Raw genomic sequence first — 15,969 nt, 5'->3', positions numbered from 1 at the left:
GGACCGCGTCAAGGTTGTGCGGATCGCCCGGTTTCACCCGGGCGGATGACCGAACGGACGACCGTTCGACCACCCGCGCCCGGCTTCGGACGACCGGTCAGGCGCGCCTGCGCGCCGCCTCGTAGAGCACGATCCCGGCCGCGACACCGGCGTTCAGCGACTCCGCGCCACCCGGCATCGGGATCCGCACCCGCAGGTCGCAGGTCTCGCCGACCAGCCGGGACAGGCCCTTGCCCTCGCTGCCGACGACGATGACGACGGGACCCTCCAGGGCCTCCAGGTCGCCGAGTTCCGCCTCGCCGTCCGCCGCGAGGCCGACCACCGTGATGCCCGCCTTCTGATACGTCTCCAGGGCCCGGGTCAGGTTGGTGGCGCGGGCCACCGGCGTACGGGCGGCCGCGCCGGCCGAGGTCTTCCAGGCGCCCGCGGTCATCCCGGCCGCGCGCCGCTCCGGGACGACCACGCCGTGCCCGCCGAAGGCGGAGACGGAGCGGACGACCGCGCCGAGGTTGCGCGGGTCGGTGACCCCGTCGAGGGCGACGATCAGCGGGTCCTCGCCCTCGTCGTAGGCGGCGTCGGCGAGGTCCTCGGGGTGCGCGTACTCGTACGGCGGCACCTGGAGGACCAGACCCTGGTGGTTGAGCCCGTTCGTCATCCGGTCGAGCTCGGGGCGCGGGGCCTCCATGAGGTTGATCCCGCCGCGCTCGGCCGCGAGCTGGAGCGCCTCACGGACCCGCTCGTCGTTGTCGATGAACTGCTGGACGTAGAGCGTGGTGGCGGGCACGCCCTCGCGCAGCGCCTCGACGACCGGGTTGCGGCCGACGACGAGCTCGGAGGCCGACCGGCCCGAGCCGCGCCGCTGCTGCGGACGGCCCTGGGCACGGCGCACCTTCGCCTGGGCGGCGCGCTGCTTGGCGTGCCCCTTGCGCATCTCGGCGGGGGGCGTCGGCCCCTTGCCCTCGAGCCCCCGGCGCCGCTGGCCGCCACTGCCGACCTGCGCGCCCTTCTTGCCGGACATGCGGCGGTTGTTCCCGGCCATGACCTACCTGTCTGTTGAAGCGTCGTACGTACGTCTATGCAGTGTGCCGCCCGGGAGGCCGGGCGGCACAATCGATCTTCCGTGCTGGTGGGCGGGCTCAGCGCGCGCCCAGGCTCCAGCGCGGTCCCTGCGGGCTGTCCTCGATGACCAGGCCCGACTGGTTCAGCTGGTCGCGCAGGGCGTCGGCACTCGCCCAGTCCTTGCGGGCGCGGGCCGCCTCGCGCTGGTCGAGGACCATGCGGACCAGGGTGTCGACCACGCCGTGCAGGTCCTCGCCGCGCTGCTCGCTCCCTCCGGCCCAGTGCGGGTCCAGCGGGTCGAGGCCGAGGACGCCGAGCATGGCGCGCACCTCGGCGAGCCGGGCCACGGCGGCCTCCTTGTCGTCCGCGGCGAGCGCGCTGTTGCCCTGGCGGACGGTGGTGTGCACCACCGCGAGCGCCTGCGGCACGCCCAGGTCGTCGTCCATCGCCTCGGCGAACGCGGGCGGCACCTGCTCGGCCGGCTCGACCGGGCCGGCCTTCTCCATCACGCGCTGGATGAAGCCCTCGATGCGGGCGAACGCGGACTCGGCCTCGCGCAGCGCCTCCTCGCTGTACTCGATCATCGAGCGGTAGTGCGGGGTGCCCAGGTAGTACCGCAGCACGATGGGCCGCCACTGCCTGACCATCTCGGAGACCAGCACGCTGTTGCCCAGCGACTTGGACATCTTGTCGCCGGCCATGGTCACCCAGGCGTTGTGCACCCAGTACCGGGCGAACTCGTCGCCGTAGGCCTTGGCCTGGGCGATCTCGTTCTCGTGGTGCGGGAAGATCAGGTCGAGACCGCCGCCGTGGATGTCGAAGGCGCTGCCGAGGTACTTGTGCGCCATCGCCGAGCACTCCAGGTGCCAGCCCGGACGGCCGGGACCCCACGGGGTGTCCCAGGTCGGCTCGCCCGGCTTGGCCGCCTTCCACATGGCGAAGTCGCGCGGGTCGCGCTTGCCGGTCTCGCCCTCGCCGGAGGGCTGGAGCAGGTTGTCCAGCTCCTGCCGCGACAGCTCCAGGTAGCCGGGGAAGGAGCGCACGTCGAAGTAGACGTTGCCGTCGGCGGCGTAGGCGTGACCGCGCTCGATGAGCCCCCGCATCATCTCGATCATCTCCGGCACATGGCCGGTGGCACGGGGCTCGTAGGTGGGCGGCAGGCAGCCGAGCGCGGTGTAGCCGTCGTCGAACGCGCGCTCGTTGGCGTAGCCGATCGCCCACCACGGGCGGTGCTGCTCGCGCTCCTTGGCGATGATCTTGTCGTCGATGTCGGTGACGTTGCGGATGAACGTCACCTCGTAGCCGCGGTAGGCGAACCAGCGGCGCATGATGTCGAAGTTCAGCCCCGAGCGGATGTGCCCGATGTGCGGGGCTGCCTGCACGGTGGCGCCGCACAGGTAGATCGAGACGCAACCCGGCTCGAGCGGGGTGAAGTCACGGATCTGCCGGGCACTGGTGTCGTACAGGCGAATAGTCACGCCTACAGGGTAGTGGGCGGCGCGCAGTGCCTCGGCTGCCTTTTCGGCACGGGTCCCGCACGTGCGCCGCGCGGGAGGGCCGCGGTCACAGGATCCCGACGACCTTGTGCGGCCTGACCCGCACGACCACGCGCTCGGCGTCCTGCGCCGAGGAGGGGTTGAACTCGGCGTACTTCTTGCCGGTGTACTTCAGGGACAGCTCGTCGATGAGCTGTGGGCCGCCCGCGGTGGTCGTCTCGGCGGTGCCGCGGATCTCGGCGTACTCGTACGGCGACCGGGGATCCTGGACGACGACGCTCACGCGCGCGTCGCGGTCGAGGTTCTTCTTCTTGCGCCGGTCGACCGTGGTGGAGACGAGGACGTCGTCACCGTCCCGCTTCGCCCACACCGGGGACAGCTGCGGGCTGCCGTCGGGCTGGATCGTGCCGAGGATGACGAAGACGGGACCGTCGAGCAGTGACTTGAGCCGGTCGGGCAGGGCGGCGGGCATGGGGGACCTCCGTGAACCTGATCGCGCGTGGGTACCCGCGTGGGGGCCGGGCGTACACGTCGGGGCGTACGCGGGTACCCTCGCACGCCGTCAGTCCACTCGCACCACGAGCGCCGTGGCCACCGCCATCAGCCCCTCGCCGCGGCCGGGGAAGCCGAGCCCGTCGGTGGTCGCCCCGGAGACGGTGACCGGCGCTCCGGCCGCCTCGGACAGGATCTTCTGGGCCTCGTCCCGGCGCTTGCCGATCTTCGGCCGGGGGCCGACGACCTGCACCGCGACGTTCCCGATCCGGAAGCCCGCCGCGCGGACGATCCGCGCGGCCTCCGCCAGCAGGGTGACCCCGGAGGCGCCGGACCACTCGGGGCGCCCGGTGCCGAAGTGCTGACCGAGGTCGCCGAGGCCGGCGGCCGAGAACAGCGCGTTGCACGCGGCGTGCGCGACGACGTCGGCGTCGGAGTGCCCGGCAAGGCCCGGGCCCTCGCCCTCCCACTTCAGGCCCGCGCACCACAGCTCGCGGCCCTCCTCGAAGGCGTGGATGTCGGTGCCGATGCCGACCTGGGGCAGCAGGGGCGCGTCAGAAGCCATCGGTGAGCCTCCGCCGGGCCAGGACCGCCTCCGCGAGGACCAGGTCCAGCGGGCGGGTGACCTTGAAGGCCTCCTCGTGGCCGGGCACGGCCACGACCTGCTCGCCGAGCTGCTCGACCATGCTCGCGTCGTCGGTGACGTCGTCGGTGACCGTCTCGTGGGCTCGGACCAGCGTCGTCCGGTCGAAGCCCTGCGGGGTCTGCACGGCCCGCAGCCGCGACCGGTCGGGCGTGGCCACCACCGGCTCGGGCCCGCCGGGCACCGCCGCGGGCTCGACCTGCTTGACGGTGTCGGCGAGCGGCAGCGCCGGCACGACGGCGGGCGCCCCGGCCCGCACGGCCTCGATGACCGCGTCCACGGTGTCCACGGGCACCAGCGGGCGGGCCGCGTCGTGCACGAGGACGATGTCGTGGCCCGGCGGCAGCGCGTCCAGGCCGAGCCTGACCGACTCCTGGCGGCTCTCGCCGCCCGGCACGACGACGAAGTCCGCGCGCTCGGGCAGCGCGTGCGCGTCGAGGAGCGACTTGACCTCGGCGGCGCCGTCGGGCGGGGCCACGACGACGACGAGCGCGACCGCCCTGGAGGCGGCCAGGGCCCGCACGGCGTGGATGAGCATGGGCGTGCCGTTCAGCGTGCGCAGCGCCTTGGGGGCGCCCGGGCCGAGGCGTACGCCCCGGCCGGCGGCCGGAATCACGGCGGCGACGAGGGCTCCCGGCCGACCGCTCGTGGGTGAGGGACGCGAATCGTCAGACATGGTTCCTGTCAGGTTTGTGTGGCGGCCCGGCGTGGGTATGGCCTGGAGGAGCGCCCCCCTGCTCCCAGAGCGCGGGGGGAGTGCCGGACGCGCGGCCCCGACCGGACCCTTCCGTGACCCTGGTCGAGCCGACGTGCGGGCCCGGCACACAGTATCGGGGGTCCCTCCCCGACGTACGGCGTGGAGGACACCCGCACGGGCGCGCGCGGGTACGAACATGCCGCAGCGCCCGGCGACGTGAAACGCGCCATCGGGCACCGCGGCATTTTCTGTGCTGAACTGAGGCGGGTGTGACGGTCGCCTCGCGTCAGGACGCGAGAACCTCGTCGAGCAGGGCCTCGGCCTTGTCCTCGTTGGTGTTCTCCGCGAGGGCGAGCTCGCTCACCAGGATCTGGCGGGCCTTGGCGAGCATGCGCTTCTCACCGGCGGAGAGTCCGCGCTCGCGCTCGCGACGCCACAGGTCACGCACGACTTCCGCGACCTTGATGACATCGCCGGAGGCGAGCTTCTCCAGATTTGCCTTGTAGCGACGCGACCAGTTCGTGGGCTCCTCGGCGTACGGAGCACGCAGGACCTCGAACACCCGGTCCAGCCCGTCCTGACCGACCACATCACGCACGCCGACGAACTCCGCATTGTCCGCTGGCACACGCACCGTCAGGTCACCCTGGGCGACCTTCAGCACCAAGTAGGTCTTGTCCACGCCTTTGATCTGGCGAGTTTCGATAGCCTCGATCAGCGCGGCCCCGTGATGGGGATAGACCACGGTGTCGCCAACCTTGAACGTCATGTGACAGGTACCCCTTCCGTGGCTATCCAGGGTAACACGGATACGGCGTCTTCTGAATGGCGTTTTCGCAGGTCAGAGCATATCTCGGGGCTTGACAACAGCGACAGGGACGTGCTTCGGAAGGGTCACGGGGGTCAAGGGGAAGCAGGTATTCGCAGGTCGGAGGGGCTCTACACACGGGGTGAAACGCGTACGTTACACACATCCGGCGCCCCATCCAAACGGCCGAACATCCCGTTTTGTCTGGTTCCAAGCGCGCGACTTCCGCTACTCCGTTCGGTGCCTAGGAGCCGCCTCCAAGACGAATCCGGAATTGATCACGCCGTTCGTCCCATCCACCGGACGGACCGCCGTGATCAATTCCCGCCCCCGGCGCGCATTCCTTCACCGGAAATCCCCAGCAGGCCGATGACGGAGTATGAGCGGACTATGCGGGGTGCGCTTATGGGAAAGGCGGACGACCGCACGGCCAATGCGCGGGCACCCGTACCGACCCGGCCGCGGGATCGGATTCGCGGACGCCGGGACGGCCGCGCCGCGGGGGTGCGAGACGCGGCGGGAGGCCCAGGGGGCGGGTCGGGTGCAGGCCCGCGGGAACGGCTCGGTAACCTATGGCCGCTGACAGACGCTTAGGACGGCTTTATAAAGGAGCCGCCCTGTTCCGCCCACGTTAAAAGGAGTTGCCGCCGCCGTGAGCAGCAGCCTTCGACGCGGCGCCCTTGCCGCCGCCGCCATCGCGTTCTCGATCGCCTCGCTCGCCGCTTGCGGCGCCGGCAACGACGCCCAGACGCTCCAGATCCGCCCCGACAACGCGGCCACGACGGTCGGCCCGATCAAGATCCAGAACGCGGTGATCGTCACCCAGCCCGGCGTCCAGACCAAGGGCCCGGCCGTGATCATCGCGACGCTCTTCAACAGCGGCACGACCGACCAGACCCTGGACGCGATCCGCGTCGACGGCGACGGCTCCGCCCAGATCACCCCGGCGCAGGGCAGCGGCAAGGTGACCATCCCCGCGCACGGCTCCGTGATCCTCGGCGGCAAGGGCAACGCCTCCGCCGCGCTGACCAACCCCGGCCCGGTGCTCAAGGACGGCAACGCGCAGAAGGTCACCTTCACCTTCAGCAAGACCGGTGACGTGAGCCTGCGCCCCTTCGTGGTCCCGGCCGAGGGCTACTTCGACAAGTGGGGCCCGAGCAACATCCCGGCGGCGCCCGGCGAGCCGGCCGCCGGCAACTGAGACCCGCTCGGCGACCAGCACCACCGACACGTCAAGGGCGGCTCCCTCTCCAGGAGGGTGCCGCCCTTGACGTGGGGGGTGGGCAACGGACGGTGCGCGCGGCGCGGCCCGCACCGGCCTACGGCTCGAACTTGTAACCGAGCCCCCGGACCGTCACCAGATAGCGCGGGGCGCCGGGATCGGGCTCGATCTTCGCGCGCAGCCGCTTGACGTGGACGTCCAGCGTCTTGGTGTCGCCGACGTAGTCGGCACCCCAGACGCGGTCGATGAGCTGCATCCGGGTCAGGACCCGGCCGGCGTTGCGCAGCAGCATCTCCAGCAGGTCGAACTCCTTGAGGGGCAGGTCGACCTTGGAGCCGGCGACGGTGACGACGTGCCGGTCGACGTCCATACGGACCGGCCCGGCCTCCAGGGCCGCCGGGGTGACCTCCTCCGGCTCGCCGCGCCGGCGCAGCACCGCGCGGATGCGGGCGACCAGCTCGCGGGAGGAGAACGGCTTGGTGACGTAGTCGTCCGCGCCTATCTCCAGGCCGACGACCTTGTCGATCTCGCTGTCCTTGGCGGTCACCATGATCACGGGGACGTTGGAGCGGCCGCGCAGCTGGCGGCAGACCTCCGTGCCGGGTAGGCCCGGCAGCATCAGGTCGAGGAGGACGAGATCGGCGCCGTTGCGCTCGAACTCGTCGAGTCCGTCGGGCCCGGTGGCCGCGACGGCGACCTCGAAGCCCTCCTTGCGGAGCATGTACGACAGGGCGTCGGAGAAGGACTCCTCGTCCTCGACGACGAGCACTCGGGTCACGGAAGGACCTCCGGGGCAGGAAGCGGTTCGTAAGGGGTGGGTTGGAGAACTGGCTGCCCGGCCTCCTCGTCGAGGGCGGGGTGCTGCTGCGCGCGGTCGCGGGCCTCTCGGGCCGCGGCCGCCTCCGGCAGCCGCAGGGTGAAGGTGGAGCCCTGTCCCTCAGCGCTCCACAGGGTGATCTCCCCGCCGTGCGAGGCAACCACGTGCTTCACGATCGCCAGACCCAGGCCGGTGCCACCCGTGGCACGCGACCGGGCCGGGTCGACGCGGTAGAAGCGCTCGAAGATGCGCTCCTTGTCCTTGTCCGAGATGCCGATGCCCTGGTCGGTGACGGCGATCTCGATGAGGTCCCCGCCGGGGACGTCGACCCGGCGGGCGGCGATGCCGACGCGGGTACGGGACGGGGAGTAGTTGACGGCGTTCTCCACGAGGTTACCGAGGGCGGCGGCGAGCTGGCCGCGGTTGCCCCACACCCGCAGGTCGGCGGTGCCACCGGCCGCCATGGTGATCTGCTTGGTGCCGGCCTGATGGCGGCAGCGGTCGACGGCCTCGGCCACCAGCTCGTCCACCCGGACGGGCTCGGCGTCCTCCAGCGGATCGTCGTTCTGCACCCGGGAGAGGTCGATGAGCTCCTGCACCAGGTTGGTGAGCCGGGTCGCCTCGATCTGCATGCGCCCGGCGAAGCGCTCCACGGCCTCCGGGTCGTCGGAGGCGTCCATGACGGCCTCGGACAGCAGGGACAGCGCGCCGACCGGCGTCTTCAGCTCGTGGCTCACATTGGCGACGAAGTCGCGTCGTACGGCCTCGATCCGGCGGGCCTCGGTGAGGTCCTCCACCAGGAGCAGGACCAGCCGGGAGCCCAGCGGCGCGACGCGCGCGGAGACGGCGAGGGCCTCCCCGCGTCCGGTGCCGCGCCGCGGCAGGTCCAGCTCGACCTGCCGTATCTCTCCGTCCCTCCTGGTGTCCCGGGCCATCTGGAGCATCGGCTCCACGGCCAGCTTGCCGCCGCGGACCAGCCCGAGGGCGTACGCTGCGGAGCTGGCCTTGACCACGGCGTCGGCCTCGTCGAGGACGACCGCTGAGGAGCGCAGAACGGAGAGGACGGTGTCCACACCCGGCGGCAGGACCGGGTCGGTGTGCAGGGAAGTACGGGTCGGGCGCCTCTGCTCGCGCTCGCTCCAGCGGAACGCCAGCATGGCGATGACGCCGGTGAGCACTCCGGCGATCGCTGCCGCTGCGGCGACCGCCGCGTTCACGTCCATGCGTCCAGGTTAGGCACGGGACGGGACCGGACCACAGCCGCCGAGGTGCGACCTCGGACACTCGTCGCCCAGAGTTCACCTTGGAGCCAGTGATGGTTCATTTGGGGTGACGGAAACGGACGCGTGGGCCCCGGACCGTGGGAGCGTGGGGTTCGCACCGTCGGCTCTTCCGCGGTCCCGGCCCCGGAAAACCCCCTACGAACCCCCGAACGACGACGCACGAGAGGGAACCCTGATGCGGGACGCGTACCACGAGGAACTTGACTCGATCGGCGACGGTCTGGTGGAGATGGCGCGGCTGGCCGGGTCGGCGATCGGGCGCGCCACGACCGCCATCCTGGACGCCGACCTGAAGCTGGCCGAGAGCGTGATCGAGGCCGACCAGAGGGTCGACGAGCTCCAGCACGACCTGGAGGCCCGGGCGATAGCCCTGCTGGCCCGGCAGCAGCCGGTGGCCACGGACCTCAGGATCGTCGTCACGTCCCTGCGGATGTCCGCCGACCTGGAGCGTTCGGGCGACCTGGCCCAGCACGTGGCCAAGCTCGCCCGGCTGCGCTTCCCGCAGCGCGCGGTCCCGCAGGACCTGCACGCCACCATCCTGGAGATGGGGCAGCTGGCCCAGCGCCTGATGGCGAAGTCGGCCGAGGTCATCGTGACCAAGGACGTCGACCTGGCCCTCCAGCTGGAGCAGGACGACGACGAGATGGACCTGCTGCACCGCACCCTGTTCCAGCACCTCATCGACGACCGCTGGAAGCACGGCATCGAGACGGCCGTGGACGTCACCCTGCTCGGCCGCTACTACGAGCGGTACGCCGACCACGCGGTCGCGGTCGCCAAGCGGGTGGTGTACCTGGTCACCGGCGAGCACGCGGACGAACTCCAGCAGGACATCCAGCCGGTGACGGGAGTGGAGGGCGCCTGACGACCGCGGGCGGAGGCGGCGGTGCGAAGCGGGAGCCCGAGGCGGGGCGCCGGGGGCGGCGGCGCACGGCCGGGGCGCCTGAGGCGCCGGGCGTGCACGAGCCACCGTGCGCCGTTGATGCGCCCAGGGCAGCGGGCATGGAATGGGTGAAGGCACCAGTCTCGAGGAGGGACCCATGGCCGAATCCCCCAGCACCACACCCGACCCCACGCAGGAGCGCGAGACCGAGCAGCCCGCCGAGATCAAAAGCCTCCCGCTCTTCGGCGCCTGCGGCTGCGGCTCGGGCTGCGGCTGCGGGTGCCAGTCGGGCGGCCCCTGCCAGTGCGGCTGACGGGCCGCCGCCCACCACGTTCGTCCACCACCGCACCGCGGCGCACGTCGCCGCGGTGGTCGCGGGGCCCCGGTACTCCACCGGGGCCCCGCGCCGTTTGCACCGGCTGTTACCCACGGGGGAGTGACAGCCGTGCCGCGTCCGGGGTGGCGCGTCATGGCGTACGCGCGCGGCGGCTCAGTGCCCGCAAGGGCCTCCCCCGCCGACGGCCCGTCAACCGCCCGCGTTCGGCGGCTGAATGAGCCCTACAGCCAACCGTCACGGAAATATGGGCACTCTGTAACACCAGTCGGGAATTACCCGCATGTCCCGGAATCGGCGGACAAGGTGTGAGGGCGCGGCCGGCCGGCCGCCACCGCACAGCGCACACCTTCCCGCGCGGCCCGTCCCCGCGGGCGGAGTGTGCTCGCACCAAGCAGGGAGAGACCGTGTCCGTTTCCGTTTCTGTGACCGCTCGTCGTCTGGCCGCCACCGTCGCCGCCGCCGGAGCACTGGTCGGCACGGTGGCGCTGCCGGCGTCCGCGGCCGGCCACGCCCCCCGCGCGCACCGCCAGAACGTGGTGATCAGCAACGTGCACCTCGGCTCCGAGGGCCGCGACCACCGCTCCAACCGCGCCGTGAACCAGGAGTGGGTGGCGATCACGAACACCAGCCGCCAGAACGTCAACCTGAGCGGCTGGACGCTGTCCGACCGGCACGGCCACACCTACACCTTCCGCCACTTCCGGCTCAACGGCCACGCCACGGTCCGGGTCCACACCGGCGTGGGCCGCGACACCCGCACCGACCTGTTCCAGGACCGCCACAACCAGATCTGGGACCGCCGTGACTCCGCCACCCTGCGCAACGAGCGCCGCCACCTGGTGGACACCAAGAGCTGGAACAGCAACCTCCGCAACGACCGCGGCCACCACAGCGGCCGCCGCTGACCCCGGGTACGCCCTACTGCTCAGCACTTCTCCTTGAGCACGTCGTAGAAGTCGTCGGCGAACTCGTCCTCCGACTCCTCCGACGCGTAGGTGGGGATGTGGACGGGGTGCTGTGGATCATGCGCACGGTAAGCCGCGCAGTACCCCTGGCGCTCCTCCTTGCTACTCGAGTACCAGGCGCCCTCCCCCGCCGACCTGGGGGGACGCAACTCCTCCTCCTGAGCACACGCCGTGAGCAGGGCGGCAGAGGAGAGAAGGGCCACGGCGGCTATCGGTGCGAGTCTCACAGTTCTCCCGGTCGTCAGGGTCGCAGGCTTCGCGCAGCACCCTAGGGCTCCCGGAGGTGACGGACGGCTCGATTGCGACACCGCCGGCCAGGTAGGAGGGACCAGAAGACAGCGGAGCCCGGGCGCCGTTCGGGCGTCCGGGCTCCGTGGTCGGCGGTGTCACCCGCTCTGTTCCCTGTTCGGTTCTACTCGGTGATGTCGATCTTGTCGTGAGAGGGCTCGGCCGGTGCCGGAGTCGACGACTCGACCTGCGCCGGGGTCTTCGTCGTGCCGCGCCCGGCGATGCCCTGGAGGAGCTGGGCGAGGTCGACGCCCGTGGTGGAGCTGAGGAGTTCCATGCCCTGGGCGACGTTGTTGGCGACGGTCCGCGGGATTTGGCCCGCGCCGTCCGTGGAGATGACGGTCAGCTTGTCCACGGCCGACAGCGGCTCGGACGCCTTGCCGACGACCTGCGGCAGCACCTCGACCAGCATCTGGAGCACCGCCGCGTCGCCGTACCGCTCGAAGGCGTCGGCCTTCTTGTGCATGGCGTCGGCCTCCGCCGTGCCCTTGGCGGCGATCGCGGCCGCTTCGGCCTCACCCTCGATACGAACGGCCTGGGCGAGCGCCGCACGCTGGGCCTTCTCGCCCTCACCGGTGAGCCGTGCCCGCTCGGCGGCCGCCTCGGCCTCCTTGACCAGGGCGATGCGGTGGGCCTCCGCCTCCTGCTCGGCCCGGTAACGGGCGGCGTCGGCGGGCTTGCGGACCTGGGTGTCCAGTTCGCGGTCGGTCAGCGCGGCCTGCCGGGCGGCGACCTTCTCCTGCTCCTGCAGGACCTCCTGCCGCCGGGCGGCCTCGGCGAGCGGGCCGGCGGCGTTGGCGCGGGCGGCGGCCTCGTCCGTCTCGGCCTTGATCTCGGCCTGCTTCAGGGCGTAGGTGCGCTGGGCGACCGCGATCTCCTCCTCCGCCTTGAGGCGGGCCTGTTCGGAGGCGCGCCGGGCGACGGCCTCGGCGATGTCGGCCTCCTGCTTGGCGCGGGCGGCCTCGGGCCGGCCGAGGTCCTCCAGGTAGGAGCCCTCGGTGGTGATGTCCTGGATCTGGAAGGCGTCCAGCACAAGACCCTGCCCGGACAGGCTGGCCTCGGCCTCCTCCGCGACCTGTCCGGCGAAGGCGGCCCGGTCCCGGATGATGTCCTCGACGGACATCCGCCCGACGATGGAGCGCAGCGCGCCGGACAGCACCTCCTGGGTGAACCCGACGATGCCCTCCTGCTGCTGGAGGAAGCGCTGGGCCGCGGCGCGGATCGAGTCCTCGGTGCCGCCGACCTTGACGATGGCGACGCCCTCGAGGTGGGCCTTCACCCCACGCAGCGTGACCGCGCCCCGGACGGCCACCGGAATGTGCCGGCTGGACAGGTCGAGGGTGAACTTCTGCTGGACGAAGGGCACGACGAAGACACCGCCGCCGACCACGACCTTCTGGCCGCTGTTGTCGGTGAAGACCTGGCCGGTCTCGGGATCGGTGGACTTCTTGCCGCGCCGGCCGGTCACGATGAACGCCTCGCTGGGACCCGCGACCTTGTAACGGGTGACGACCACGAGGGCCAGCAGGACCAGGAGTACGACGACTCCTATCACGGCAATCAGTACAGGGCTCATATGTGGAATCCCCTCAGCCCTCCCCGGGGGACGGCGAATTGGAACGAATCAGATCGAATCAGTTCGGATCAGATCGGATCCGAACTGAACTGATCTGAACTGATCTGAACGGATCAGGAGTGGATCAGGAACGAATCAGAACGGGCGCGGAAGGAAGATGAAGGAGCGGAGGTGCGGGCCTCGCGGCGTGGCACGCCGCTCCGACGGTCAGTCTTCGACCGGCCGGACCGCGACCGAGGTCGCAGAGAGTACCGACTCCACCCAGACCTCGGCACCCCGCGCCACGGGCACCGAACACTTCGCGGCCAGCTTCAGCGGCTGCCCGGCAAGACGTACCAGTACCTCGCCGTACCCCTCGGCCGGAATGGCGGTCACCACGGACCCCGAGCTGCCGACGAGATCGCCGCCTCGTGGAGCGGCGGCGCCCTGCTCCCGCATCAGCACGCGGCTGAGTTTCCACGTCAACCAGCCCGTGGCGACGCCCGCCACCACGCCGATCGCCGTCGCCCCCGTGACCCCCAGACCGGTGGTGCCGAGCGCGATCGCTCCGCCGAAGCCGAGCATGGACACGAATCCGGCGATGACCGGCAGCGACAGCAGCCCGTCGAACAGCCCGTCCAGCACCCCGCCGAACACGCCTTCCAGGAGCCCGTCGAAGATCAGCGAGAGCACCAGCAGGACCAGTCCGGCGACGCCGAGACCCACAAACCAGTTCATTCGGGCCCCGCTTCCACTCGGCGATCTCCCCCGCCTGCATAGTGCCATGCGACCGGGTGACAATACATTGCCTGCCCTCGGCAATCTTTATGCACGCTTGATGCCGCCTTGCTCCCGCCTTCGCCCGGACATCCGCCCTGCGCCGCAGTTGTTGGCGGATCAGGCCGTCCTCGGCGTCCCCTGCGACAATGCCGCGGAGTGGCGTTGGTCATGGAGTGGGTCGAGGGAACGGCGTTGATCTTTCGTGGAGTGCTCGCACTACTCGCGGGCAGCGCGTTCATGGCGGTGGCATGCGGCTACCGCGGTGTCGACGTGTGGGTGTGGGATTGGGCGGACGTGGTGGCCACGCGGCGGACACGGTATGGAACGCCCTGGCTGAGCCCTACCACCATGCGGATCCAATTCGGGATCGCGGGAGTAGTTCTTCTGGCAGTCGGGCTGCACACCCTGGTGGGCTGACAGCCGTGCAGACCGACGGGTTGCCCGCGTCTGTGCCGAAGAGCGCCAAGGCGGCGCCTTAGCCGTACAGGTGATCAACCCACCGTTATCCTCTGCGAAGTCACACACGGGGGAGGGGCTCGCGGATGGGACGCAGACTGTCAGTGACAAGGGGATGGACACTGGCGGCGCTAGCCGTTGTGGTGCTGACGGCGGCCGGATGCCAGGGCAGCGAGACAGTTGCCGGCGGCACGGAGCGCGGCACTCGTACGCCGGCCGTCCCAACTCCCGATCTGCCGACTCCCCTTAGCTACGCTCGGCTCAAGCAGACGGTCCCGGATCTGCAGAGCATGCCCGTCGGCTGGAAAGTCGGCAGAACGGAACTGCGCGGACGCGACTATCCGAAGAGCGCACCCTGCCGCGCAAACGTGTGTGCAGGACTGACCAGCCATGCTGAGCTGCAATACGACAACGCGGACAGCACAGGAAATGTCTATATCGACCTCTACGCCTACGACGACACGCAAAGCGCTCGGTCGGGATACGAGAAGCATCGTAAGTCGTACGCCGGCCAGCAGGACCGCGCCATCTCCATGCCCACCGTGGGCAACGTAAGCATGGCACGCACCGGATTCAACGAGTACTCCGGCCAGCCTTTCGTCTCCGTCGTGATGCGGGTCGGCACAGTCGTCGCCACTATGGCATACACCCATGAGCAGAAGGCCGACCCTCAAGACATGCTTGCCCTGGCTCGCTTGCAGGCGGAGCGGATTCAGCAGGCTCAACGGGGAGGAAGGGTCACAGCCTCGCTCGCGGGGCACAAGATCTAAGCAGAGGTCAACCTGAGCATCAGCTGTACGCAGGGGCTTCGCTGCCGTCTTCGACACGGCCCGGCCCTCTCCGTCCAGCACCTGACGGCCCAGAGACGGCGACCCAACGGCAGCGAATCGCCCCTACACTCATCGCGCCCAGGGGCGGATTCCCCGTGCTGTCGCAGACATGGAAGCTGCTGTCTGTCGGGGTGAAGATCAGCCAGCCTGCGCGTTCCTCGTCATCGGCCCATGTGTAGACGGCGCTCTCGGCTGTGCTGGACAGCAGTCGGACTCTTATCCACGCGGTCACCAGGAACCCTCCTCGGTCTGGGGCCTTTTGGCGTCGGCCACCCACGCTTGCTCAGCATGTGCGATCACGCTTCCGCTGATCGCGAGTCCCAACGGGGGAGGGACAGTTCCAGGCGGGCGGCAAAGATCTCTCGCTCAGACACGACTCGGTCTCGGCCTGGTGAACCGCGATGCAGCGCACGGTGTGACGTACGAGCATGTGGCCATGCCCTTCGAGCCGAGTTCGCGTGTACCGCGCTTGCCGGGGACCGATCGCCGGCCTGGGAAGCCTTCAGACTCGCGAGGCGACGGGTTCGCGGGTGGCTGCATAAGTCTGATCGTGCTGCTCATCGAGATCCCAGTCGCCCTTCTGCTGGAGCTGACGTTGGTCCTCCGTGGTGGATGGGGCCCTGCAGACGAACAAACCGGGACACCCACGATGGACTGGGTCCCGGTCCTCTGGCTAGGCGGGTTCACACTGGGCGTGCTCGTGATCGCCGTGGTCTTCCTGTACTCGGCGCATCCGTTCGCAGGAGCGGTCCAACTGCTCATAGCGGCCATCGCACTGATCTTCACGATGACTGCTTGGCACGATGAGTACGAGCGTGCCCATCGAGTTCATGCGCACAGTACCGACGCAAAAGCGCACGGAACTGGTCGCATTCCAGGTCAGGCAGAAGACCGTCATGCTGCGCGGGCGTGGTCATGGCCCGCGGGCTAGTACGCGGGCGGCGTAGCGACTTTGGCCGGGAACTGCTTTGGCGTGAGTGATCACGACCCCTGGCGCCACCAGCGTCCGTAGTCCCACGGCCCACGGACGGCCCCGGCCCGCGAAGAAGCCCCCTGCCCACGGGAGACCCGCAGGCAGGGGGCTCAATCGTCCGGGCTTACTTCTTCTTGCCCTGGCTCTGGCGGGCCTGTTCTTTTGACCAGGTCAGCAGGACACAAACTCCCGCTGACCTGCGATCGAGTGGTCATGGTTGGTCGTTGTTGACCGTTGTTTGTCGTCCTCGGAGGGCCCAGAGAGGGCCCGGCGGTGTCGCCCCGGACCCTCATCTACGAAGAGGAGCAGCCTCCACCCGTGCAGGCACTTCACCCTCTACCGAGCCGTCCGGGGAACACATGGTGGACGCGACGCCCTTGGCCTC

Annotated in this window: 16 protein-coding genes; 5 read left to right on the top strand and 11 right to left on the bottom strand. The window is 70.3% G+C overall.

The genetic code is table 11. The features are described 5' to 3' along the window. Nucleotides 1–97: 97 nt before the first annotated feature. From rlmB to ACIHCX_RS31250, 6 genes are all read right to left on the bottom strand, one after another. Nucleotides 98–1,039 carry a 23S rRNA (guanosine(2251)-2'-O)-methyltransferase RlmB gene (gene rlmB, locus ACIHCX_RS31275; RefSeq protein ID WP_400035425.1) on the bottom strand — a complete coding sequence of 314 codons (942 nt, stop codon included), beginning with the start codon at nt 1,037–1,039 and terminating at the stop codon, nt 98–100. Between the two features lie 97 nt (nt 1,040–1,136). After that, nucleotides 1,137–2,537 carry a cysteine--tRNA ligase gene (gene cysS, locus ACIHCX_RS31270; protein ID WP_400035422.1) on the bottom strand — a complete coding sequence of 467 codons (1,401 nt, stop codon included), beginning with the start codon at nt 2,535–2,537 and terminating at the stop codon, nt 1,137–1,139. Between the two features lie 85 nt (nt 2,538–2,622). Beyond that, nucleotides 2,623–3,027, bottom strand: coding sequence for a PPOX class F420-dependent oxidoreductase (locus tag ACIHCX_RS31265; RefSeq protein ID WP_400035420.1), 405 nt, complete (start codon nt 3,025–3,027; stop codon nt 2,623–2,625). Between the two features lie 90 nt (nt 3,028–3,117). Beyond that, nucleotides 3,118–3,612: a 2-C-methyl-D-erythritol 2,4-cyclodiphosphate synthase gene (gene ispF / locus ACIHCX_RS31260; RefSeq protein ID WP_400035418.1), complete on the bottom strand. Its 495-nt coding sequence runs from the start codon at nt 3,610–3,612 to the stop codon at nt 3,118–3,120. Next, a complete protein-coding gene (gene ispD, locus ACIHCX_RS31255) occupies nt 3,602–4,366 on the bottom strand; it encodes a 2-C-methyl-D-erythritol 4-phosphate cytidylyltransferase (RefSeq protein WP_400035416.1) in 765 nt (254 codons plus the stop codon). The genes ispF and ispD overlap by 11 nt, the downstream gene beginning before the upstream one ends. Before the next feature lie 307 nt (nt 4,367–4,673). Beyond that, a complete protein-coding gene (locus ACIHCX_RS31250) occupies nt 4,674–5,156 on the bottom strand; it encodes a CarD family transcriptional regulator (protein ID WP_003953493.1) in 483 nt (160 codons plus the stop codon). Nucleotides 5,157–5,847: 691 nt separating this feature from the next. Here ACIHCX_RS31250 and ACIHCX_RS31245 point away from each other — a divergent pair. Beyond that, nucleotides 5,848–6,396, top strand: coding sequence for a copper chaperone PCu(A)C (locus ACIHCX_RS31245; protein ID WP_400035414.1), 549 nt, complete (start codon nt 5,848–5,850; stop codon nt 6,394–6,396). Between the two features lie 118 nt (nt 6,397–6,514). Here the strand turns inward: ACIHCX_RS31245 and ACIHCX_RS31240 are convergent, their stop codons facing one another. Next, entirely contained in the window at nt 6,515–7,195 is a 681-nt protein-coding gene (locus ACIHCX_RS31240; protein WP_030342036.1) for a response regulator transcription factor, read from the bottom strand. Next, nucleotides 7,192–8,457 (bottom strand): sensor histidine kinase, encoded by a 1,266-nt coding sequence (locus ACIHCX_RS31235; RefSeq protein ID WP_400035412.1) that lies wholly within the window; start codon nt 8,455–8,457, stop codon nt 7,192–7,194. The genes ACIHCX_RS31240 and ACIHCX_RS31235 overlap by 4 nt, the downstream gene beginning before the upstream one ends. A gap of 235 nt (nt 8,458–8,692) precedes the next feature. Between ACIHCX_RS31235 and phoU the strand changes: the two genes are divergently transcribed. The 3 genes from phoU to ACIHCX_RS31220 all read left to right on the top strand — a co-directional run bounded on the left by phoU (nt 8,693) and on the right by ACIHCX_RS31220 (nt 10,642). Then, a complete protein-coding gene (gene phoU / locus ACIHCX_RS31230) occupies nt 8,693–9,382 on the top strand; it encodes a phosphate signaling complex protein PhoU (RefSeq protein ID WP_400035410.1) in 690 nt (229 codons plus the stop codon). Between the two features lie 175 nt (nt 9,383–9,557). After that, nucleotides 9,558–9,713: a hypothetical protein gene (locus ACIHCX_RS31225; RefSeq protein ID WP_199836638.1), complete on the top strand. Its 156-nt coding sequence runs from the start codon at nt 9,558–9,560 to the stop codon at nt 9,711–9,713. 428 nt (nt 9,714–10,141) lie between these two features. Then, nucleotides 10,142–10,642, top strand: coding sequence for a lamin tail domain-containing protein (locus ACIHCX_RS31220; protein ID WP_400035407.1), 501 nt, complete (start codon nt 10,142–10,144; stop codon nt 10,640–10,642). 20 nt (nt 10,643–10,662) lie between these two features. Here ACIHCX_RS31220 and ACIHCX_RS31215 read toward each other — a convergent pair whose 3' ends face one another. From ACIHCX_RS31215 to ACIHCX_RS31205, 3 genes are all read right to left on the bottom strand, one after another. Beyond that, the gene (locus ACIHCX_RS31215; protein WP_400035405.1) at nt 10,663–10,929 is read right to left on the bottom strand and encodes a hypothetical protein; all 267 of its coding nucleotides are present in this window, start codon (nt 10,927–10,929) and stop codon (nt 10,663–10,665) included. Between the two features lie 185 nt (nt 10,930–11,114). Beyond that, nucleotides 11,115–12,566, bottom strand: coding sequence for a flotillin family protein (locus ACIHCX_RS31210; protein WP_400035403.1), 1,452 nt, complete (start codon nt 12,564–12,566; stop codon nt 11,115–11,117). Between the two features lie 207 nt (nt 12,567–12,773). Further along, entirely contained in the window at nt 12,774–13,283 is a 510-nt protein-coding gene (locus ACIHCX_RS31205; protein ID WP_400035401.1) for a hypothetical protein, read from the bottom strand. Nucleotides 13,284–13,867: 584 nt separating this feature from the next. Here ACIHCX_RS31205 and ACIHCX_RS31200 point away from each other — a divergent pair. Further along, entirely contained in the window at nt 13,868–14,551 is a 684-nt protein-coding gene (locus tag ACIHCX_RS31200; protein WP_400035399.1) for a hypothetical protein, read from the top strand. Nucleotides 14,552–15,969: the final 1,418 nt, after the last annotated feature.

The organism is Streptomyces sp. NPDC052043 (assembly GCF_044548235.1).
Lineage (GTDB): Bacteria > Actinomycetota > Actinomycetes > Streptomycetales > Streptomycetaceae > Streptomyces.
Note: the sequence above shows the minus strand (reverse complement) of the source record. Positions and strands in the feature narration are given on the sequence as shown.

Bases quoted from the DNA above. Each gene is read 5' to 3' on its own strand.
- ACIHCX_RS31200 (WP_400035399.1), top strand. From the start codon at position 13,868: ATGGGACGCAGACTGTCAGTGACAAGGGGATGGACACTGGCGGCGCTA.
- phoU (WP_400035410.1), top strand. From the start codon at position 8,693: ATGCGGGACGCGTACCACGAGGAACTTGACTCGATCGGCGACGGTCTG.
- ACIHCX_RS31210 (WP_400035403.1), bottom strand. From the start codon at position 12,566: ATGAGCCCTGTACTGATTGCCGTGATAGGAGTCGTCGTACTCCTGGTC.
- ACIHCX_RS31225 (WP_199836638.1), top strand. From the start codon at position 9,558: ATGGCCGAATCCCCCAGCACCACACCCGACCCCACGCAGGAGCGCGAG.
- rlmB (WP_400035425.1), bottom strand. From the start codon at position 1,039: ATGGCCGGGAACAACCGCCGCATGTCCGGCAAGAAGGGCGCGCAGGTC.
- ACIHCX_RS31250 (WP_003953493.1), bottom strand. From the start codon at position 5,156: ATGACGTTCAAGGTTGGCGACACCGTGGTCTATCCCCATCACGGGGCC.
- ACIHCX_RS31205 (WP_400035401.1), bottom strand. From the start codon at position 13,283: ATGAACTGGTTTGTGGGTCTCGGCGTCGCCGGACTGGTCCTGCTGGTG.
- ispD (WP_400035416.1), bottom strand. From the start codon at position 4,366: ATGTCTGACGATTCGCGTCCCTCACCCACGAGCGGTCGGCCGGGAGCC.
- ispF (WP_400035418.1), bottom strand. From the start codon at position 3,612: ATGGCTTCTGACGCGCCCCTGCTGCCCCAGGTCGGCATCGGCACCGAC.
- ACIHCX_RS31265 (WP_400035420.1), bottom strand. From the start codon at position 3,027: ATGCCCGCCGCCCTGCCCGACCGGCTCAAGTCACTGCTCGACGGTCCC.
- ACIHCX_RS31235 (WP_400035412.1), bottom strand. From the start codon at position 8,457: ATGGACGTGAACGCGGCGGTCGCCGCAGCGGCAGCGATCGCCGGAGTG.